This window comes from Streptomyces sp. NPDC001348, from assembly GCF_053597535.1.
The window spans coordinates 185,204-205,584 of record NZ_JBSFIK010000001.1; the positions used below are offsets into that span (position 1 = coordinate 185,204).

Genomic DNA, 20,381 nt, shown 5'->3' on the forward strand with positions numbered 1-20,381 from the left:
CCCGGACCCCGGCCGTCAGGCACCGATCCGCTGCACGTCCCGGGCCATGGAGGCCGCCACGGCGGACACGACGGCGGTCGCTGCGAGGCTGCCCATCATGATCAGGACCACGCCGACCCCGTACTGGCCGGTGGAGTCGTCCGACCAGTCGTAGTTGGCGGCGACCGTCAGGCCCAACGTGGTGCCGAGCACAGTGCCCGCGAAGTGGCGCCGGTACGCCGCCCAGCACACCGGTGCCAGCAGGGTCAGCACCAGCCCGATCACCTGCCACGCCTGGTACGGGCCGCTCACCGTGCCATCGGGATGCTCGTCGTATTTCTGGTCCCAGCCCAGCCAGGCGGCCCACGCCGCCGCCGATGTCCCGGCCAGCACGAGGAGCCACAGCAGGGGAAGAAGGGGTTTCAGCAGTCTTCGTCGCATGGCCCCAGCGTTCCGGGCCGCCCCGCCGCCGACCAGAGCACGAGTACTCAGACGTCCCCGAGTACCCCGAGTACATCGTGCAGGGGCCGACCTCGGGTACCGCACGGATAATCTACCGACACGAAGGGCCGACGTCGGGGAGGTCCGTACAAGGCGTTTGGGGAGACTGGTCCAGTGTCGAGGCGTAAGGTGCCCGCGGGCGCCTGGATAACCGGGCTGTTGGTCGGGGCACTGGCCGCGGTGTTCGTACTGTCCTTGCAGGCGCGGAAGAACATCCCGGACGGGGGACTGGCCGCCGGGGCCTCAGCGAAGCCCCGTGCGAAGGCCTCCCACTCCGCCGCGCCCAAGGCGCCGGAGCACAAGCTGCCCGCCGGCTCCGGCACCGGGCGCAGGGTGGTGTACTCCGTGGGGCAGAAGCGGGTGTGGCTGGTCGGGGCCGACGGGAAGGCCCAGCGCACGTTCGCCGTCTGGCCGGGGACGGTGACGCCGTCCAAGGGCGCCTACGCCGTCTCGTTCCGGCGGGAGACCGGAACCGGCAGTGACGGCGTGCAGATCGAGAACGCCGTGTACTTCGGGACCGCCAACGCCTTCTCCAACGCCGTCGACGGCTCCTCCCCGTCGCCCGACCCGAGTCTGCGCACCGGTGCCATAAGGGAGCGTGCGGCGGACGGCAAGGCGATGTGGGACTTCGCCACCAAGGGAACGCCCGTCCGGGTCGTCGGCTAGTGGCCGCGGAGATGGATCCCCACAGGCCGGCGCCCCCGCCCGAGCGCGTCGAGGGCTGCCTGGTCGTCGCGCTCCGGATCCCGCTGCGGATCGTCGTGCTCGTGCTGGTCGTGCCGGTGCGGATGGTGTGGGACGTGCTGGCGGCGACCGGGCGGTTCCTGTGGCGGTACGGGCTCGCACCGGTCGGCAGGGCGATCGGTTGGCTGCTGTACGCGCTGTTCGTGGTACCCCTGGGTTGGCTCTACCGGTATCTCCTCACCCCCCTGGGCCAAACCCTGGTGTGGCTGTACGCGCGCGTGCTCACGCCGATCGGGCACGCCGTGACGTGGGTGCTCAGGCCGGTCGGGCAGGCCGTGGCGTGGCTGCTGCGGATGGCCGGCACCGGGATCGGCACCGCGCTCCACTGGATCGCGCGCGTACTGCTGGTGCTGCCCGCCCTCGCCCTGTGGCGCTGGGTGCTCGCGCCGGTCGGGCAGGCCGTGGCATGGCTGCTGCGGATGGCCGGCACCGGGATCGGTACCGCGCTCCACTGGATCGCGCGCGTACTGCTGGTGCTGCCCGCCCTCGCCCTGTGGCGCTGGGTGCTCGCGCCGGTCGGCCGGGTCCTCGCCGTCGTCGGACGGGAGATCGGGGCCGCGCTCGGCCACGCCTGGCGGATCGCGGGGCATGTCTCACGCGCCGTGGGACGGGTCGTCGGGACCCTCTTCCGGTGGGTCCTGGCGGAGCCGGCGCGCTGGGTGTACCGGACCCTCCTCACCCCGGCCGGGCACGTCCTGCGGGACGCGCTGCTGCGGCCCGTCGCCGCGGCGGCGCGGGCCGTGGGCCGGGCCACCGGGCAGGCCCTGGCCGCCGCCCGGGAGACCGTCCGGCAGGCACGCGCCGACGTGCGGCGCATGCTCTTCGGCGAGCCCCGGCGACCGGAACCGGTGCCCCGGCGGGAACCCACGGCCGCCGGGGCACGTACTCTTGGTAGGAGTACCACCGCTCTCACGAAGGACTAGGACACTGGGCAAGCGACAGCCCGAAGGCCCGCCGCCCGCACCCGCGGTGCAGCGCATCCGACTGCGCTACACCAAGCGCGGCCGCCTCCGGTTCACCAGCCACCGTGACTTCCAGCGCGCCTTCGAGCGTGCGCTGCGCCGTGCCGAGGTGCCGATGGCGTACTCGGCGGGGTTCACGCCGCACCCGAAGGTGTCGTACGCCAATGCCGCACCCACCGGTACGGGCAGTGAGGCGGAGTACTTGGAGATCGCGCTCGCCGCGCCCCGTGACCCGCGGACGCTGCGCGTCCTGCTCGACGAGTCGCTGCCCCCCGGGCTCGACATCGTCGACGCGGTCGAGGCGCGGACGTCGGGACTCGCCGACCGGCTGACGGCTTCCGTGTGGGAGCTCAGGCTGGACGGCGTCGACCCGGCCGAGGCCGAGCGGGCGGTGGCGGCCTTCAACGAGGCCGGCACCGTCGAGGTCCAGCGCACGACCAAGAACGGCGTCCGCACTTTCGACGCCCGGTCCGCGGTCGCGCGCCTGGAGAGCCAGAAGAGAGTGACAACACAGAGTCAGCAGGCTGATAGGCCCAGCGACCAGCCCTGTGCGATACTGCGGCTGGTTGTTCGGCACGTGACGCCTGCCGTACGACCCGACGACGTCCTGTCCGGACTCCGCGCCGTGGCCGACCTGGCGCCGCCGGTCCCCGTAGCGGTGACCAGGCTGGCGCAGGGGCTGTTCGATGAAGAGACCGGCACGGTGACCGACCCGCTCGCGCCCGACCGCGAGGCAGCGGCGGCCCTCACAACGGCCGCTGCCGCTGCCACCGCGACGGTGCCGGCGACGGAAGGCTCCGCGTAGGACGGACGTCGTAGCGCCGCCCTCGTACTCGGGAGCCACCTGGGTCGGGCAGCGCACCGACCACAAGACTTTCGCCAGGCCGTAGGCGACAAGGCATACGGAACCGGCGAGACAGGACAATAGAGCTCCCGTGTGGCGCCCGCGCCCCGGACGGCGGCACCGCGCACCGCGCGAGCCGTGGACGTCAACGGCGGTCGACTGGATCGACCCCGGACCAGGCGCGGCGCCCGGGAGCCTGACGGGAGAAACGCCCGCATGCTCGAACCGACCGAGCCCACAGAGGGCTCCGAACTGAACACCCCCAGCGACACCCTGCCGCCGCGTCGCCGGCGCCGGGCCGCTTCCCGCCCCGCGGGGCCGCCCGCCGGGGCGGAGACTCCGGCCGAGGTCACCGCGCCGGCCATACCGGCCGCCGAGGCCGACGAGGTCGAGGAGAAGGTGGCCGCAGAGGCGTCCGCTCCGGAGGCTCCGGCCGCGGTGACGGAGGCCGCAGCCGCCGGCCGTCCGCGTCGCCGTGCGACCCGCCGGGCGTCCGCACCCGTCGGCTCCCCGGCGTCGGCGGAGACCGTCGAGACGGTCGTCCCGGCCGCTGCCGCCGCGGCCCCTGCCGAGGCCGTGGAGGAGGCTGCGGAGGAGAGCGCGGAGAAGGCCGTGGAGGAGGCCGTTCCGCCCCGTACCCGCCGCCGTGCCACGCGCCGCGCGTCCGCCCCGGCCGGCGCGCCCGCGTCGGCGGAGGCCACCGAGGCCGAGGCCGCCCCGGCCGCCGCCGAGACGCCCGCCGCCGAGGCTCCGGCCGCCGTGGAGGAGGCCGCCGCCGTGGAGGAGGCCGCACCCGCCGCACGTCCGCGTCGCCGTGCGACCCGCCGGGCGTCCGCGTCCGCAGGCGCTCCGGAAGCCGCCGCCGAGGCGCCCGCCGAGGCTGAAGAGACTTCGGGGACCGCCGTGACCAGTGAGGTCACCGAGGCTGCTCCCGCTGTCGAGGCACCGGCCGCCGCCGAGGAGGCCGCGCCGCGCCGTACCCGCCGCCGTGCCACGCGCCGCGTGTCGGCCCCGGCCGATGGCGAGGTGACCGAGGAGACCGCTGTGGCCGCGGACACCGCCGCCGAGCCCACGCAGACCGCCGAGGCGGCCGAAGCACCGCAGGCCCCCGCCGCCGAAGCACCGCAGGCCCCTACCGAGGCCGCCACCCCGCGTCGCCGCCGCCGCGTCGTGCGGCAGGCCGCGACCGGGTTCGCCGAGCCCGCGCAGGAGGCCTCCCCGAAGGCCGCGGAGGCCGACGCACCGCGCCGCCCGGCACGCCCGGCCGTGGCCGTGTTCCAGGCGCCCGTGTTCACCGAGCCGAGGTTCCAGACCCCGGAGCGCGCCGCCGCCCAGGCGGCCGCCGAGGCCGCGGAGGTCGACGAGGCCGACCAGGCCCCCGAGGTCCAGGCGGCCGAGGAGCTCCCCGAGGAGCAGACCGGCTCGCGTCGCCGCCGTCGCCGCCGGGGCAGCGACGAGGCCGAGGCCCGTAACGACGAGACCGTGACCGCCGGCCGGACCGGCGAGGCCGAGGAAGCGGCGGAGCCCGTCGAGGACGTCGCCGAGGGCGACGAGGCCGATGAGGCCGACGACACCGACGACAGCGAGGAGACCGGTTCACGCCGCCGTCGCCGTCGTGGTGGCCGGCGCCGCCGTCGCGGTGACGCCATGGACGGCGAGGCCGGTGGGGGCGCGGACGACACCGAGTCCGACGAGGTCGCCGCCGAGCAGGCCGACCAGGACGCCGAGGACACCGCCGAGCAGGACGAAGAGGACGAAGAGGACGCCCGCTCCGAGGAGTCCGGCGGTTCCAGCTCCAGCAGCCGCCGTCGTCGCCGCCGCCGTCGTCGCGCCGGGGACACCTCCGCCGACGCCGAGCCCGGTGACGGCGACCCGGAGCGCACCGTCGTCAAGGTCCGTGAGCCGCGCAAGCCCGCCGAACCGTCCGACGAGGTGCAGTCCATCAAGGGCTCGACCCGCCTGGAGGCCAAGAAGCAGCGCCGCCGTGAGGGCCGCGAGCAGGGCCGCCGCCGGGTCCCGATCATCACCGAGGCCGAGTTCCTGGCCCGCCGCGAGGCCGTCGAGCGTGTGATGGTCGTCCGCCAGAACGGCGACCGTACGCAGATCGGCGTCCTGGAGGACGGCGTGCTCGTCGAGCACTACGTCAACAAGGAGCAGTCGACCTCGTACGTCGGCAACGTCTACCTGGGCAAGGTCCAGAACGTGCTGCCGTCCATGGAGGCCGCCTTCATCGACATCGGCAAGGGCCGCAACGCCGTCCTGTACGCCGGTGAGGTCAACTTCGAGGCGCTGGGCATGGCCAACGGCCCGCGCCGCATCGAGTCCGCCCTGAAGTCCGGCCAGTCGGTCCTCGTCCAGGTGACGAAGGACCCGATCGGCCACAAGGGCGCCCGCCTGACCAGCCAGGTCTCCCTCCCGGGCCGCTACCTCGTGTACGTGCCCGAGGGCTCGATGACCGGCATCAGCCGCAAGCTCCCCGACACCGAGCGGGCCCGGCTGAAGAGCATCCTCAAGAAGATCGTCCCCGACGACGCGGGCGTCATCGTCCGCACCGCCGCCGAGGGCGCCAGCGAGGACGAGCTGCGCCGGGACGTCGAACGGCTGCAGGCGCAGTGGGAGGACATCCAGAAGAAGGCCAAGAACGGCAACGCCCCGACGCTGCTGTACGGCGAGCCGGACATGACCGTCCGGGTCGTGCGCGACATCTTCAACGAGGACTTCTCCAAGGTCATCGTGAGCGGCGAGGACGCGTGGGAGACCATCCACGGGTACGTCTCGCACGTCGCCCCGGACCTCGCCGAGCGGCTGTCCAGGTGGAGCTCCGAGGTCGACGTCTTCGCCACGTACCGGATCGACGAGCAGCTCGCCAAGGCCCTGGACCGCAAGGTCTGGCTGCCCAGCGGCGGTTCGCTGGTGATCGACCGGACCGAGGCGATGGTCGTCATCGACGTCAACACCGGCAAGTTCACCGGTCAGGGCGGCAACCTCGAGGAGACGGTCACCAGGAACAACCTGGAGGCGGCCGAGGAGATCGTGCGCCAGCTCAGGCTGCGCGACCTCGGCGGCATCATCGTGATCGACTTCATCGACATGGTGCTGGAGTCCAACCGGGACCTGGTGCTGCGGCGCCTGCTGGAGTGCCTGGGCCGGGACCGTACGAAGCACCAGGTCGCCGAGGTCACCTCGCTGGGCCTGGTCCAGATGACCCGCAAGCGGGTCGGCCAGGGCCTGCTGGAGTCCTTCTCGGAGACCTGCGTCCACTGCAACGGCCGCGGTGTCATCGTGCACATGGAGCAGCCGACCTCGACCGGGGGCGGTGGCGGCAAGCGCAAGAAGCGCGGGCGCGGCGGCGACGGCCAGGTCACCGAGCAGGAGACCGTCTCCGTGGCCTCGGGCGTCGCCGAGACCGCCGAGGAGGAGGCCGAGAACGAGGCCGTGGCGGAGGTCGCGGCCGAGATCGCCGAGCCGGTGGCGCTGCCCGCGCCCGACTTCGCGCCCGACGAGGAGCTGTTCAGCAGCGTCGCCGAGGCCGAGGCCGCCGCCACCCGGGGCCGCTCGCGCCGCCGGGCGAGCCGGCGGGCGTCCGCTCCGGCGGGCACGCCCAAGGCGGACACCCGGAAGCCGGAAGCCCGTGACGCGGAGCCCGTGACCGAGGAGGCCGCGGCCCCGACCGCCCAGGACGTCCCCGCGGCGGCGGAGGCCGAGCGTCCGGTGCTGCCGGAGCCGGCCGTCGAGGCGCAGGCCGAGCCCATGGCCGTCGAGGACCCGGTCGTGCCGCACGCGCAGCCCGAGGCTCAGGCCCCGGCTGTCGAGGAGGCCGCGCCCAAGGGCCGTACGCGCCGCCGGGCGACCCGCAAGGTGTCGGCACCGGCCGGCTCCCCCGCGGGGGCCGAGGCGGTCGTGGTGACGGTCACCGAGCAGGCGTCGTCCGCCGACGAGGCCCCGGTGGCACAGCCCGGGACCGCGGCCCCGGTCGAGGAGGCGCCCGCCGAGAGCGCCGCCCCGGCCCGCCCGCGTCGCCGTGCCGTGCGCAAGGCCACCGCACCCACCGCGCCCGAGGAGACGGCCGTCGTGGTCGTCCCGTCGGCGGAGGTCCCGGCAGCCGCCGAGGCCACTGACGCGGAGGAGGCCGCCCCGGCCAAGAAGACGGCCCGCAAGGCCGCCAAGAAGGCCACGGCGAAGAAGGCCGCCACCAAGACGACCGCGGCGAAGAAGACCGCGGCCAAGAAGACGGCCGCGAAGAAGACGACGGCCAAGAAGGCGGCGAAGACCACCACCGCCAAGACCGCCGCGAAGCGGACGACGAAGAAGACCGCGGCGGCGGAGCAGACGCCGCCGTCGGTCTCGGCCACCGCGGAGGACTGACCCGGTCCCTCCCACAGGGGCCGTAGCGCGGAGAGAAGCGCGGGACACCGGATCCACCGGTGTCCCGCGCTTTCGTTTCCCCTGCCGGACCCCTTGCCGGCCGGCACTCACGGTTTCACCTGTGATCCACGCCACTTCGGGTGACTCTCTCTCGTATTCCGGAGGAAATCACTTGGCCATCCGCTGGTAACGTGACGGCGGTCCGGGGAGGGGATGCGGATGACTGACATCCAGGACTTAATACCGGCCGCGAAGCCTGTGATCGACGACGAGGAGATCGAGGCCGCGGTACGCGTTCTGCGCAGCGGAAGGGTCGTACAGGGACCTGAAGTGGCCGCCTTCGAGGAGGAGTTCGCACGGCTGGTGGGCGGACGCCACTGCGTCGCCGTCAACTCCGGCACCTCCGCGTTATACCTGACGCTGTCAGCCCTCGGGCTCGGTCCGGGCGACGAGGTCATCGTGCCGTCGTTCTCCTTCGCCGCCTCCGCGAACGCCGTGCGGCTGGTCGGCGCCGAGGTGGTCTTCGCCGACATCGAGCCCGACAGCTTCTGCCTGGACCCGGCGGCCGTCGAAGCGGCGATCACGCCCCGCACCGCCGCGGTCATGCCGGTCCACCTCTACGGACACCCGGCCGCGATGGACAGCATCCAGGCCATCGCCGAGCGGCACGGCCTGGCCGTCGTGGAGGACGCCTGCCAGGCGCACGCGGCCGCACTGCACGGCACGCCGGTCGGTTCCTGGGGCACCGCCGGAACGTTCAGCTTCTATCCGACGAAGAACATGCACAGCCTCGAAGGCGGCATGGTCAGCACCGCCGACGCCCAGCTCGCCCGCACCCTGCGCCTGCTGCGCAACCAGGGCATGGAGCAGCGCTACGCCAACGAGATCGTCGGCGCCAACGTCCGCATGACGGACGTCTCCGCGGCGATCGGCCGGGTGCAGCTCACCAGACTCGACGACTGGACCGAGCGGCGCATCGCCAACGCCGCACACCTGACAGGGCACATCACCAACCCGGACGTGGTCACGCCAACGGTCGCCGAGGGCGCCCGGCACGTCTACCACCAGTACACCGTGCGGGTCCGGGGTGACCGGGACGCCGCGACGGCGCGGCTGACCGCCGCCGGGGTCGGAAACGCCGTGTACTACCCGACGCCGATCCACCGGCTGAAGCCGTACTGGGAGCCGGACCAGAAGGCCGGCCGGATCTGGGAGCTGCCCGAGACCGGGCGCGCGGCCGCCGAGGTCCTGTCGCTGCCCGTCCACCCCGGCCTGTCCACGCGGGACCTGGAGCGCATCGTGTCCGCCGTGAACACGCTGGGGGAGCAGGGGTGAGCACGGGAAGAACACTGCGGGCCGGACTCGTCGGCCTCGGCTCCATGGGCCGTCACCACGCCCGGGTCCTGTCCGGTCTGGAAGGCGTCGACCTCGTCGGTGTCGTCGACCCGATGGGCGACAAGCACGGCGCCGCGCAGGGCGCCCCTCTGCTGTCCACCGTCGACGAACTGATCGGCTCGGGGATCGACTACGCCGTGGTGGCCTGCCCGACGGCCCTGCACGAGGAGGTCGGCCTGCGGCTCGCCGCGGCCGGTGTCTGCGCGCTGGTCGAGAAGCCGGTCGCCGACACCGTGGAGGGGGCGCGCAGGCTCGTCACCGCCTTCGAGTCGCGTGGCCTGGTGGCCGGGGTCGGGCACATCGAGCGGTGCAATCCGGCGCTGCGCTCGCTGCGGGTCCGGCTGGAGGCCGGGGAACTCGGCGACGTGTACCAGGTGGTGACACGCCGTCAGGGTCCCTTTCCGCACCGCATAGCCGATGTCGGCGTGGTCAAGGACCTCGCGACCCACGACATCGACCTCACCGGCTGGGTCACCGGCCGCGAGTACGTCTCCATCGCCGCGCACACGGTCTCCAAGAGCGGCCGGGAACACGAGGACATGGTCTCCGCGGTCGGCCGGCTCGACGACGGCACCATGGTCAACCACCTCGTCAACTGGCTGAGCCCGCTCAAGGAGCGCTTCACCTCGGTCACCGGCGAGCGCGGCTGCTTCATCGCCGACACGCTCACCGCGGACCTGACGTTCCACTCCAACTCCGCGGTGGCGACCGAGTGGGAGGCCCTGCAGGCCTTCCGCGGCGTGTCCGAGGGAGACATGATCCGCTACGCCATCCCCAAGCGCGAGCCGCTCCTCGTGGAACACGAGCTGTTCCGCGACGCCGTGCTCGGCAGGCCCGCCGACATCTGCACCCTGCGCCAGGGACTGCGCACGGTCGAGGTGGCGGCGGCGGTGCTCGAGTCGGCGACGGACAACCGCAGCGTTCTGCTTCAGTCGGAGGATCTGGCAGCTCATGGCGTCTGACAACCCCGCGGCGGCCGGACGCGCCGCCCGCGGCCGGATCGTGATGCTCGTCGACAACGGGGTCAACGGCGACTCCCGCGTCCAGAAGGAGGCCCGCTCGGCCGCCGAGGCGGGCTGGGACGTCGTCCTGCTGGGCAGGGCCAAGGGAAAGAAGGGGCAGACCTGGCGGATCGGTGACGCCGAGGTGCGTCTCCTGCCCGTACCCGGGCCTCTGCACCGCCGGCGCCACGAGTACCGGCGGGCCGTGTTGCGCTCCCCGCTGGCCTACCGCCCCGGGCCGCTGGCCGCGTACCGGCGCCAGAAGGTGAAGGCCTGGCGTGCCGACCTCAACGTCCGGCTGATCATCGCCCGGCGGGAGGGCTCGGCCCTCGGCCGGCTGAGGCTGCTGGTTCCCCGGCTGGCCTCGCGGTTCCTGGACTCCTGGGTGAGACTGCGGCACCGCAGGACCCAGGCACTGGAGAAGCGGCGCAAGACCATGGACTCGGCACTGGACAGGTTCACCACGGCCTTCTGGCGGAAGACCATGGGCGACCGGGCCTGGCGGCGGCTGGACCCGCACCTGTGGGACTTCGAACTGGCCTACGGCAAGGTCGTCGACGAGCTCGAGCCCGATCTCATCCATGCCAACGACTTCCGCATGCTGGGCGTCGGCGCCCGCGCCGCGCTGCGCGCCCGAGCCCGGGGCCGGGACGTCAAGCTCGTCTGGGACGCCCACGAGTTCCTGCCCGGCATCAAACCGTGGGAGTCGCACCCGCGCTGGCACGTCGCCCAGTGCGCGCACGAACGGGAGTACGCGCGGCACGCCGACGCCGTGACCACGGTGTCGGACACCCTCGCCGGGATGCTGCAGGAGCGGCACGGGCTCAGGGAACGCCCTGCCGTCGTCCTCAACGCGCCGGACGCCGGGCTCCCGCCGGAGCTGGCCGCGGAGCCGGTCCCGGACCTGCGCGAGCTGTGCGGAATCGGCCACGACGTGCCGCTGACGGTCTACAGCGGTTCCGCGTCACCGCAGCGTGGCCTCGACATCATGGTCGAGTCACTGCCGCTGTTGCCGGACGTGCACACGGCTTTCGTCGTGCTCAACCCCAAGTCCGACCTCATGCGGACCCTGCACGCACGCGCTGACGAACTCGGCGTCTCCGACCGGCTGCACATCCTGCCGTACGTGCCGCACTACCAGGTGGTGCGCTTCCTGTCGGCCGCGGACGTCGGGGTCATCCCGATCCACCACTGGCCGAACCATGAGATCGCGCTCATCACCAAGTTCTTCGAGTACTCCCACGCCCGGCTGCCGCTGGTGGTCAGCGACGTGCGGACGATGGGTTCGATGGTGGAACAGACCGGCCAGGGCGAGGTGTTCCGGGCCGAGGACGTGGAGGACTACGTGCGTGCGGTGAAGTCGGTCGTCGGCGACGCGGAGCGGTACCGGAGCGCGTACGACGCGCCCGGGCTGCTCGACCAGTGGACCTGGGAGGCGCAGGCCGAGCGGCTGGACGCCGTCTACAGCGGGCTGCTGGGCGGCGGCGCGGCCCGCCCCGCGGCCGGCCGGAGAGCGGTGGAGGCGCGGGCATGACCGGGACCCCAGACGTCAGCGTCGTCATCGCGGTGTACAACACCATGCCCTACCTGACGGAGTGCCTGAACTCCCTGGTCGGGCAGAGTATCGGCCGGGACCGGCTGGAGATCGTCGCGGTCGACGACGGCTCCACCGACGGCAGCGGAGACGAGCTCGACCGGTTCGCGGAGCTCTACCCGGACACCGTCAAGGTGATCCACCAGGCCAACTCCGGCGGCCCGGCCGCCCCCAGCAACCGGGCGCTGGACATCGCCACCGGCCGGTACGTGTACTTCGTCGGCTCCGACGACCACCTCGGCGAGGAGGCGCTGCAACGCATGGTGGCCTGCGCCGACGCGAACGACTCGGACGTCGTCGTCGGCAGGATGGTCGGCACCAACGGCCGCTACGTCCATCAGGCGCTGTACAAGAAGGGCAACCGGGACGTCAGCCTCTACGACTCCGACCTGCCGTTCACCCTCGCCAACACCAAGCTGTTCCGGCGCGACCTGGTCGAACAGCACAAGCTGCGCTTCCCCGAGCACCTGCCCGTGGGCAGCGACCAGCCGTTCACCATCGAGGCCTGCGTCCGCGCCCGGAAGATCTCCGTGGTGGCCGACTACACCTGCTACTACGCGGTGAAGCGCGGCGACGCCGGGAACATCACCTACCGGGCCGACCACCTGGCGCGGCTGCGGTGCACGGCCGAGATCATGGACTTCACCGCCGCTCTCGTCGAGGCGGGCCCGCGGCGCGACGCCGTGCTGCGCCGGCACTTCACATGGGAGCTGGCCAAGCTCGTCCAGCACGACTTCCCCGCCCTCGACCGAGGTCTGCAGCGCGACATCTGCGCCGGCATCGCGCGGCTCGCCGACGCCTACCTCACGGACGGCATCCGTGACCGCCTCGGCGTCCAGCGCCGGGTGCGCCTGTGCCTGGCCCGGGCCGGCGCGATCGACGAGCTGTGCGAGGCGATCACCTCGGAGAAGGCGCACGGGGCGCCGCCCTTCGTCGTCGAGGGCGAGCGTGCGTACGCCCGCTACCCCGGTTTCCGCGACCCGCGGATAGGTCTGTCCGACCGCTGCTTCGAACTCGTCGGAGAGGCGGTACCCGGCCGCCTCGCCAAGGGCACCGAACTGCTCGACTCCGGCTGGGAGCAGGAGGGCGACGGCATCTTCTACACGGCCGCCGTGCGGGTGCCCGTCCTCGGTGACGTCGACGGCGCCGTCGTCCGGCTCGTCCACGGCGCCATGCCGAACACCGCGGACAAGGCCGGGGCCAGAAAGCTGCCCGCCAGGCACACCCTTCCGGCGCCGGTGGGCCGCACCACGGCCGGAACCGCCGAGGACGGCTCCGCGACCGTACTGCACGCCCGCGTCCCGCTGGAGAAGCGCGACGTGAAACTGGGTGTGCGCGTGTACCTGGACGTCGCCGGTTCGACGTACGAGATCCCCGTGCGCGGCAAGGACAAGCCCATGCCGCTGGCCCGCCGGTGGGGCCGCTACGAGGACCCGTACCGGGCGTCGGCCCTGGTGAACGACAAGGGCCGCGTGGTGATCGACACCGCGCGGATGGCCCAGCGCAAGAAGTCCCTGGCCTCCCGGGTCAGGGCCGTTTTCGTCCCTGGTTCCAGAAGGAAGTAGCAGCGACCGTCCATGAACATCTGTGTAGTGGCGCTCGGCAAGATCGGACTCCCGCTGGCCGTGCAGTTCGCGGCGAAGGGGCACCGGGTCGTCGGCGCGGACGTCGACGAGCGGGTCGTCGAGCTGGTCAACGCCGGAACCGAACCGTTCCCCGGTGAGCACGACCTGGACGTCAGGCTGAAGCAGGCCGTCGACGCCGGGCTGCTCAGCGCGACGACGGACACCGCGGCCGCCGTCGCCGGGTCCGAGGCCGTCGTCGTGGTCGTACCGCTGTTCACCGACGCCGAGGGCGTGCCGGACTTCGGCTGGATGGACGCGGCCACGAAGGACATCGCCCGGGGCCTCGTGACCGGCACCCTGGTGTCGTACGAGACGACGCTGCCGGTCGGCACCACCCGCACCCGCTGGGCGCCGATGCTGGCCGAGGGCTCGGGCCTCACCCCCGGCGAGGACTTCCACCTGGTGTTCTCGCCCGAACGGGTCCTCACCGGCCGGGTCTTCGCCGACCTGCGCCGCTACCCGAAGCTGGTCGGCGGCATCGACGAGACCTCGACCCGCCGCGGTGTGGAGTTCTACCAGCAGGTACTCGACTTCGACCCCCGCGACGACCTGCCCCGCCCGAACGGCGTCTGGGACCTCGGCACCGCGGAGGCCTCCGAGCTCGCCAAGCTCGCCGAGACCACCTACCGCGACGTCAACATCGGCCTCGCCAACCAGTTCGCGCGGTTCGCCGACAGCAACGGCATCGACGTGCAGAAGGTCATCGAGGCCTGCAACTCACAGCCCTACAGCCACATCCACCAGCCGGGCATCGCCGTCGGCGGCCACTGCATCCCGGTCTACCCGCGGATGTACCTGTGGAACGACCCGCAGGCGACCGTGGTGCGCGCCGCCCGCGAGGCCAACGCCGCGATGCCCGAGTACGCCGTCGACCTGCTGGCCGCCGCGTACGGCGACCTGACCGGGGTGAACGTCCTCGTGCTGGGCGCCGCCTACCGCGGCGGGGTGAAGGAGACCGCGTTCTCCGGCGTCTTCCCGACCGTCGAGGCCCTGAAGGCACGCGGCGCGGTCCCGTACGTCTCGGACCCGATGTACACGGCCGGGGAACTCGCGGCGCTCGGCCTCACCCCGCACGCCGGAGAGTCGGTCACCGCGGCGGTCCTGCAGGCCGACCACGCCGAGTACCGCGCGCTGACCCCCGCCGACCTGCCGGACGTCAGGGTCCTGGTCGACGGGCGGCGCACCACCGACCCGGAGGCCTGGAAGGGCGTCCGCCGCGTCGTCATCGGCGGCTGACGCGGCGCCCGCCGTCCGATCGACGTGTCCCTCGCCCCTGCCGCTCCCACCGCCCCCGCCGTGGCCCGGGCCGTCGCCCGTGCGCGACGGCACCGGGCTGCCCTCCCCCTGCTCGTGTGCGCGCTCTACACCGCGTTCCAGCTCGCGGCGGGACCGCAGTGGACGCTCTTCCCCGACTCCTACCGCTACGCGCGGGCGGCCGAGCAGTACCTCGGCGCCACGCGCGCCGAGGCGCACCGCACCGCGCTCGCCGCCTACTGCGCGAGCCGAGCCGACCGCGCGGCGCACGACGCGCGGCTCCAGCCGCTGACCCGGCGCAGCGGGAGCACCATCAGGGCGGCCGAGGAACGCCAGTGCCTCGACCGGTGGGCCGACGCCCCCGACATCACCACGGGCGATCCGCGCTACCAGGCCATCTTCTCGAGCCGCCCCGGCTACCCGCTGCTCGCCGCGCCCTTCGTCGGCGCCCTCGGGGTGCTGCGCGGCATGCGGCTGCTGGGGCTGCTCACGGCCGCGGCGGGCGCGCTGCTCGTATACGGTCTGCTGCGCGGTGCCGGGCTGACCAGACCCGCGGCCGCCGTCGGTCAGGTGACGTTCCTGGCGACACCGCTCGGCTGGTGGAGCGCACAGGCGCTGGGGGAGGGACTGTTCACGGTCTGCGTGCTGGGCGTGCTGTGGGGTGGTCTGCTGCTGGTTCGCGGCAGACATCCGGTGGGAGCGGCGCTGGGCACCGCCCTGGCGTACGCGATGGCCGCGGTGACCCGCTACTCCTCGGTCCTCGTGCTCGCGGCCCTCGTGGCCTCGGTCGTGACCGGCACCCTCTGCCTGTCGCGCAGGTCGCGGCACCGGGGAACCGTCACGCTCGCCGCCCTGTCCACGGTGGCCGCCGCCGCCGTCGCGGTGGCGATGCGGACGCTGCGCCTGCCGTCCTCGCAGGTCACGCTGCAGGACACCTTCACGCACCACTTCAGCTCCCCGGAGATCGCCGATCCCTGGCGCGCACTGTTCTCGCTCGCCGGACGGTTCTGGCGGGACTGGCTCGCGCAGCAGGCCGCCGCGCCCGGCTTCCTGCTGCTCACGGCCGCCGCGGTCTGGGCGCTGGCCGTCTGCGGCGACGGCCTCGGTGGACTGGCCCTGGCGACCGCCCTCACGGGGGTGTGCCAGGTCACCGCCCATCCACTGGTCCAGGAGGCCGACCGGCTCGGAGTCCTGATGTGGATGCCCGTCGTCCTGGGCCTGCCACTGATCGTCGACCGTGTACGCGACGATCCCGACCGGCTGCTGCCCGGCGGCCACAGGAAGGTTCACCAGTGAGTCACACCATCAAGCCCACCGCGCAGGTCGACGACAGCGCGGAGCTGGGCGACGGGACCACCGTGTGGGAGCTCGCGCAGATCCGTGAGAAGGCCCGTCTCGGCTCGGGCTGCGTCATCGGGCGCGGCGCCTACGTGGGGACGGGTGTCCGGATCGGCGACAACGTGAAGCTGCAGAACTACGCCCTGGTGTACGAGCCGGCCGAGCTCGGCGACGGGGTGTTCGTCGGTCCCGCCGCCGTCCTCACCAACGACCACAACCCGCGCTCCGTCGACCCCGACGGCAACCTCAAGCGCGGCGGCGACTGGGAGGCCGTCGGTGTCACGGTGGCCGAGGGGGCCTCGCTCGGAGCCCGGTCGGTGTGTGTCGCGCCGGTGCGGGTCGGGCGGTGGGCGCTGGTGGCGGCGGGTGCCGTGGTCACCCGGGACGTCCCCGACTTCGCGCTGGTGGCCGGGGTGCCCGCCCGCCGTGTCGGCTGGGTCGGCCGGGCCGGAGTACGGCTCGTCGAGCGGGAGGGCGAGCCGGGGGTGTGGGAGTGCCCCCGGACCGGTGCCCGGTACGCGGAGCGGGCTGCGGCCGACGGCTCCGGGTACCCGACCGAACTGGCGGAGCTGCCCGCCCGGTGACCGCCGGGTGGGGCGGGTGTCACGCGGCCACCCGGTTTGACCCCTTCGGGCGTGGCCCCGTAACCTTGACCGTCGGCGTGTCCACTGACCCGCCACATCCCCGTAAACCTCTTCCTCCCGGTCGGCCGGCCGGGAGAGGCCGTCCGCGGTGCGGACGGCTGGACTGCGGGGGTGCCGTTTCCCGAGCGAGAGAGTGAGATCCGCGTGTACGCCATCGTGCGCAGCGGTGGTCGCCAGCACAAGGTTGCTGTCGGCGACATCGTTGAGGTTGACAAGATTTCCACTGCCAAGGTTGGCGACACGGTCGAGCTCTCGACCCTGCTCGTTGTCGACGGCGACGCTGTGACCAGCGACCCGTGGGTGCTGGCCGGCATCAAGGTCCAGGCCGAGGTCGTGGACCACCACAAGGGCCAGAAGATCGACATTCTGCGCTACAAGAACAAGACCGGCTACCGCCGTCGTCAGGGCCACCGCCAGCAGTACACGGCGATCAAGGTCACTGAGATCCCCACGGCTGCGAAGTAAGGGACTGAGGAGAAATGGCACACAAGAAGGGCGCATCGTCCACCCGGAACGGTCGCGACTCCAACGCTCAGCGGCTCGGCGTGAAGCGCTTCGGCGGTCAGGTCGTGAACGCGGGCGAGATCCTGGTCCGCCAGCGCGGCACCCACTTCCACCCCGGTGCGGGCGTCGGCCGTGGCGGCGACGACACGCTGTTCGCGCTGCAGGCCGGTGCGGTGGAGTTCGGTAGCCACCGTGGCCGCAAGGTCGTGAACATCGTTCCGGTCGCCTGATCCCAGGCACAGACCGAACGCTTTCGCGAGGCGGACCTCACTTCCCGGTCGGGAAGGCGGGTCCGCCTTTCGCGTGTTGACGCAGAGACATACTTGTACTTTTTCTGGAGGCACTGAACCATGACCACCTTCGTGGACCGCGTCGAGTTGCACGTCGCCGCGGGTAACGGAGGTCACGGCTGTGCCTCCGTCCACCGTGAGAAGTTCAAGCCGCTGGGCGGCCCGGACGGCGGCAACGGCGGCCGGGGCGGCGATGTGATCCTCACCGTCGACCAGTCGGTGACCACGCTGCTCGAATACCACCACTCCCCGCACCGCAAGGCCACCAACGGCAAGCCCGGCGAGGGCGGCAACCGCTCCGGCAAGGACGGCCAGGACCTGGTCCTGCCGGTGCCGGACGGCACCGTCGTCCTGGACAAGGCGGGCAACGTGCTGGCCGACCTGGTCGGGCACGGCACGTCGTACATCGCCGCGCAGGGCGGCCGGGGCGGTCTCGGCAACGCGGCGCTGGCCTCGGCCAGGCGCAAGGCGCCCGGTTTCGCGCTGCTCGGTGAGCCGGGGGACCTGCAGGACATCGTCCTGGAGCTGAAGACGGTCGCCGACGTGGCGCTCGTCGGCTACCCGAGCGCGGGCAAGTCCTCGCTGATCTCGGTGCTGAGCGCGGCCAAGCCGAAGATCGCCGACTACCCGTTCACCACCCTCGTGCCCAACCTGGGTGTGGTGACCGCGGGTTCGACCGTGTACACCATCGCCGACGTACCGGGGCTGATCCCCGGCGCCAGCCAGGGCAAGGGGCTGGGCCTGGAGTTCCTGCGGCACGTGGAGCGGTGCAGCGTGCTGGTGCACGTGCTGGACACGGCGACCCTGGAGTCCGAGCGCGACCCGGTGTCCGACCTCGACATCATCGAGGCGGAGCTGCGCGAGTACGGCGGGCTCGGCGACCGCCCCCGGATCGTCGTCCTGAACAAGGTCGACGTGCCCGACGGCAAGGACCTCGCCGAGATGGTGCGGCCGGACCTGGAGGCGCGCGGCTACCGGGTCTTCGAGGTGTCGGCGGTGGCGCACATCGGGCTGAAGGAGCTGTCGTTCGCGCTCGGTGACCTGGTCGCGCGGGCGCGCGCCGCGAAGCCGAAGGAGGAGGCGACCCGGATCGTCATCCGGCCGAAGGCCGTGGACGACGCGGGCTTCACGGTCACCCGCGAGGAGGCCGACGGGGAACCCGTGTTCCGGGTGCGCGGCGAGAAGCCCGAGCGCTGGATCCGCCAGACCGACTTCAACAACGACGAGGCCGTCGGCTACCTCGCCGACCGGCTGAACCGCCTCGGTGTCGAGGAGGAGCTGATGAAGGCCGGCGCCCGCTCCGGGGACGCCGTGGCCATCGGCCCCGAGGAGAACGCCGTCGTCTTCGACTGGGAGCCGACGGTCATGGCGGGCGCGGAGATGCTCGGGCGGCGCGGCGAGGACCACCGCTTCGAGGAGCAGCGCCCCGCGGTCCAGCGGCGCCGTGACCGCCAGGCCGAGCGTGACGAGTCCCTCCGGGAGTTCGGCGAGTTCGACCCGTTCGAGTGAAGTCGCGGACGCCCTGACGCCCTGGCCGGGATCGGGCTTCCCCGGCTGAACGCTCGTCCGCAGAATGTCAGTTGACGTTTCGTTAGACCCGTTGTGGCAAGATCACGCCTTCGCGGCGTTCCCGTGTCGCAACGGGTCTTCTGTTGTCGCGCTTTTGTCATGCTCGCGAAGGGTTCCGTTCAACGGGCGGACCGTCCGGCCGTGGGAGCTTCCGCATGTCCGAAGAGGTCACTGTGGCAAGGGAGTCAGCGAATGACCGCAGCATCGCCCGACCGACGCCGCCTTCTGACCGCGGGTGCCGCCGTCCTCGGCGCCGCGGCCTCCGCCCAGCTCTGGCTGCCGACCACCGCACGAGCGGCCGGAACCGAGCTGCCGGACGGGGTCTTCAGCCTCGGCGTCGCCTCCGGCGACCCGCTGCCGGACGGCATCGTGCTGTGGACCCGGCTCGCCCCCGACCCGCTGAACGGCGGCGGCATGCCGGACAGCGCGGTCCCGGTGGAGTGGGAACTCGCGGAGGACGAACGGTGCAGAAAGACCGTGCGCCGGGGTGTCGCCCAGGCCCTGCCCGAGTACGGGCACAGCGTTCACGTCGATGTACGCGGACTGCGCCCGGGACGCACGTACTGGTACCGCTTCCGCAGCGGCGGCCAGGTCTCGCCCACCGGACGCACCCGCACCGCGCCCCACCCGTACCGCAAGGGCGGCTCGCTGCGCGTCGCGCTGGCCTCCTGCCAGAACTGGCAGCACGGCTACTTCACCCCGTACGCCGACATGCTCGCCCAGGACCCCGACTTCGTGCTCTTCGTCGGTGACTACATCTACGAGTCCTCGCCCTCCGCGACGGCCGTGCGCAGGCACGAGGGCAAGGGGGAGCCGTACACCCTGGTCCAGTACCGCAACCGGTACGCCCAGTACCGGTCGGACCCCGACCTCGCGGCGATGCACGCGAACGCCCCCTGGGTGGTGACCTTCGACGACCACGAGGTCGACAACGACTGGGCCGGCGAGATCCCGCAGGACCCCGACAAGCAGTCGCACGACGCGTTCGTGGCCCGGCTGACGGCGGCCTTCCAGGCGTACTACGAGCACATGCCGGTCCGCGCCACCGCGATCCCGAACGGCCCGCACATCCGGATGCACCGGCGCCTGGAGTTCGGCCGCCTCGCCCGGTTCAACGTGCTGGACACCCGGCAGTTCCGCAGCGACCAGGCCACCAGCCAGGCCGGCGCCCAGGACCCGTCGATGACCATGCTCGGCGCGGACCAGAAGGAGTGGCTCCTCGACGGGCTGCGGGACTCCCCGGCCCGCTGGAACATCATCGCCTCGCAGATCATGATGGCCGAGACCGACCTGAAGCTCGGCGAGGGCAAGCTCTGGTACTACGACGCCTGGGACGGCTACCAGGTCGAACGCAACGCCCTCCTGAAGGAGTTCACCGGCATCCGCAACCCGGTCGTGCTCAGCGGCGACCGGCACCTGACGATGATCAGCGACCTCAAGGAGGACTTCGCCGACCCGGACTCCGACGTCGTCGGCGCCGAGTTCGTCGGCACCTCCATCTCCAGCAGCGGTGACCAGGACCAGGCCGCCTTCCACGCCCAGTGGGACCCGCTGAAGGCGGACAACCCGCACTGGAAGGTGATCGACGCCCACCGCGGCTACCACCTCTTCGACATCCGCCAGGACGGCATCGACGCGCAGGTCCGTGTCGTGGACACCGTGCTCAAACCGCAGGCGACGGCGAGCACGCTCGCCACGCTGCGGGTGGAGTCCGACGAACCCGGCGTGCAGGTGGTCTGACGGTACGGCGCGGCACCGTGGGACCCACCGGA

16 protein-coding genes are annotated in these 20,381 nt (G+C 72.5%); 15 read left to right on the forward strand and 1 reads right to left on the reverse strand.

Annotated features, from left to right (window positions below; translation table 11 throughout):
• Positions 1 to 15 precede the first annotated feature (15 nt).
• On the reverse strand, positions 16 to 420 hold the full coding sequence (locus tag ACWC21_RS00860) for a hypothetical protein (protein ID WP_450876679.1): 405 nt from the start codon (positions 418 to 420) through the stop codon (positions 16 to 18).
• 174 nt (positions 421 to 594) lie between these two features.
• On the opposite strand from ACWC21_RS00860, the gene ACWC21_RS00865 reads away from it, so the two are divergent.
• From ACWC21_RS00865 to ACWC21_RS00935, 15 genes are all read left to right on the forward strand, one after another.
• Positions 595 to 1,146 (forward strand): hypothetical protein, encoded by a 552-nt coding sequence (locus tag ACWC21_RS00865; RefSeq protein WP_450876681.1) that lies wholly within the window; start codon positions 595 to 597, stop codon positions 1,144 to 1,146.
• Positions 1,147 to 1,157: 11 nt separating this feature from the next.
• Positions 1,158 to 2,147 carry a hypothetical protein gene (locus tag ACWC21_RS00870; protein ID WP_450876683.1) on the forward strand — a complete coding sequence of 330 codons (990 nt, stop codon included), beginning with the start codon at positions 1,158 to 1,160 and terminating at the stop codon, positions 2,145 to 2,147.
• A 46-nt stretch (positions 2,148 to 2,193) separates the two neighbouring features.
• Positions 2,194 to 2,991: a TIGR03936 family radical SAM-associated protein gene (locus tag ACWC21_RS00875; protein WP_450876685.1), complete on the forward strand. Its 798-nt coding sequence runs from the start codon at positions 2,194 to 2,196 to the stop codon at positions 2,989 to 2,991.
• A gap of 255 nt (positions 2,992 to 3,246) precedes the next feature.
• Complete coding sequence (locus tag ACWC21_RS00880; protein WP_450876687.1) at positions 3,247 to 7,395, forward strand: Rne/Rng family ribonuclease; 4,149 nt, start codon at positions 3,247 to 3,249, stop codon at positions 7,393 to 7,395.
• A gap of 219 nt (positions 7,396 to 7,614) precedes the next feature.
• The gene (locus ACWC21_RS00885; RefSeq protein WP_450876689.1) at positions 7,615 to 8,730 is read left to right on the forward strand and encodes a DegT/DnrJ/EryC1/StrS family aminotransferase; all 1,116 of its coding nucleotides are present in this window, start codon (positions 7,615 to 7,617) and stop codon (positions 8,728 to 8,730) included.
• A complete protein-coding gene (locus tag ACWC21_RS00890) occupies positions 8,727 to 9,752 on the forward strand; it encodes a Gfo/Idh/MocA family protein (RefSeq protein ID WP_450876691.1) in 1,026 nt (341 codons plus the stop codon). Before ACWC21_RS00885 ends, ACWC21_RS00890 begins: the two co-directional genes overlap by 4 nt.
• Positions 9,742 to 11,325, forward strand: coding sequence for a glycosyltransferase family 4 protein (locus ACWC21_RS00895; RefSeq protein WP_450876693.1), 1,584 nt, complete (start codon positions 9,742 to 9,744; stop codon positions 11,323 to 11,325). Before ACWC21_RS00890 ends, ACWC21_RS00895 begins: the two co-directional genes overlap by 11 nt.
• Positions 11,322 to 12,950, forward strand: a complete 1,629-nt coding sequence (locus ACWC21_RS00900; protein WP_450876695.1) for a glycosyltransferase family 2 protein — start codon at positions 11,322 to 11,324, stop codon at positions 12,948 to 12,950. The genes ACWC21_RS00895 and ACWC21_RS00900 overlap by 4 nt, the downstream gene beginning before the upstream one ends.
• A 12-nt stretch (positions 12,951 to 12,962) precedes the next feature.
• Complete coding sequence (locus tag ACWC21_RS00905; RefSeq protein WP_450876697.1) at positions 12,963 to 14,246, forward strand: nucleotide sugar dehydrogenase; 1,284 nt, start codon at positions 12,963 to 12,965, stop codon at positions 14,244 to 14,246.
• A gap of 24 nt (positions 14,247 to 14,270) precedes the next feature.
• The gene (locus ACWC21_RS00910) at positions 14,271 to 15,560 is read left to right on the forward strand and encodes a hypothetical protein (RefSeq protein WP_450876699.1); all 1,290 of its coding nucleotides are present in this window, start codon (positions 14,271 to 14,273) and stop codon (positions 15,558 to 15,560) included.
• Positions 15,557 to 16,186 carry an acyltransferase gene (locus ACWC21_RS00915; RefSeq protein ID WP_450876701.1) on the forward strand — a complete coding sequence of 210 codons (630 nt, stop codon included), beginning with the start codon at positions 15,557 to 15,559 and terminating at the stop codon, positions 16,184 to 16,186. Before ACWC21_RS00910 ends, ACWC21_RS00915 begins: the two co-directional genes overlap by 4 nt.
• A 204-nt stretch (positions 16,187 to 16,390) precedes the next feature.
• Positions 16,391 to 16,711: a 50S ribosomal protein L21 gene (gene rplU / locus ACWC21_RS00920; RefSeq protein WP_003990208.1), complete on the forward strand. Its 321-nt coding sequence runs from the start codon at positions 16,391 to 16,393 to the stop codon at positions 16,709 to 16,711.
• Between the two features lie 14 nt (positions 16,712 to 16,725).
• Positions 16,726 to 16,980, forward strand: coding sequence for a 50S ribosomal protein L27 (gene rpmA, locus ACWC21_RS00925; RefSeq protein ID WP_061922958.1), 255 nt, complete (start codon positions 16,726 to 16,728; stop codon positions 16,978 to 16,980).
• Between the two features lie 120 nt (positions 16,981 to 17,100).
• Entirely contained in the window at positions 17,101 to 18,549 is a 1,449-nt protein-coding gene (obgE, locus tag ACWC21_RS00930; protein ID WP_450876703.1) for a GTPase ObgE, read from the forward strand.
• A 252-nt stretch (positions 18,550 to 18,801) separates the two neighbouring features.
• The gene (locus ACWC21_RS00935) at positions 18,802 to 20,349 is read left to right on the forward strand and encodes an alkaline phosphatase D family protein (RefSeq protein WP_450876705.1); all 1,548 of its coding nucleotides are present in this window, start codon (positions 18,802 to 18,804) and stop codon (positions 20,347 to 20,349) included.
• The last annotated feature ends 32 nt before the right edge of the window (positions 20,350 to 20,381 follow it).

Coding starts and splice junctions, on each gene's coding strand:
- ACWC21_RS00860 (WP_450876679.1), bottom strand. CDS start 420: ATGCGACGAAGACTGCTGAAACCCCTTCTTCCCCTGCTGTGGCTCCTC.
- ACWC21_RS00870 (WP_450876683.1), top strand. CDS start 1,158: ATGGATCCCCACAGGCCGGCGCCCCCGCCCGAGCGCGTCGAGGGCTGC.
- ACWC21_RS00880 (WP_450876687.1), top strand. CDS start 3,247: ATGCTCGAACCGACCGAGCCCACAGAGGGCTCCGAACTGAACACCCCC.
- ACWC21_RS00885 (WP_450876689.1), top strand. CDS start 7,615: ATGACTGACATCCAGGACTTAATACCGGCCGCGAAGCCTGTGATCGAC.
- ACWC21_RS00895 (WP_450876693.1), top strand. CDS start 9,742: ATGGCGTCTGACAACCCCGCGGCGGCCGGACGCGCCGCCCGCGGCCGG.
- ACWC21_RS00900 (WP_450876695.1), top strand. CDS start 11,322: ATGACCGGGACCCCAGACGTCAGCGTCGTCATCGCGGTGTACAACACC.
- ACWC21_RS00905 (WP_450876697.1), top strand. CDS start 12,963: ATGAACATCTGTGTAGTGGCGCTCGGCAAGATCGGACTCCCGCTGGCC.
- rpmA (WP_061922958.1), top strand. CDS start 16,726: ATGGCACACAAGAAGGGCGCATCGTCCACCCGGAACGGTCGCGACTCC.
- obgE (WP_450876703.1), top strand. CDS start 17,101: ATGACCACCTTCGTGGACCGCGTCGAGTTGCACGTCGCCGCGGGTAAC.
- ACWC21_RS00935 (WP_450876705.1), top strand. CDS start 18,802: ATGACCGCAGCATCGCCCGACCGACGCCGCCTTCTGACCGCGGGTGCC.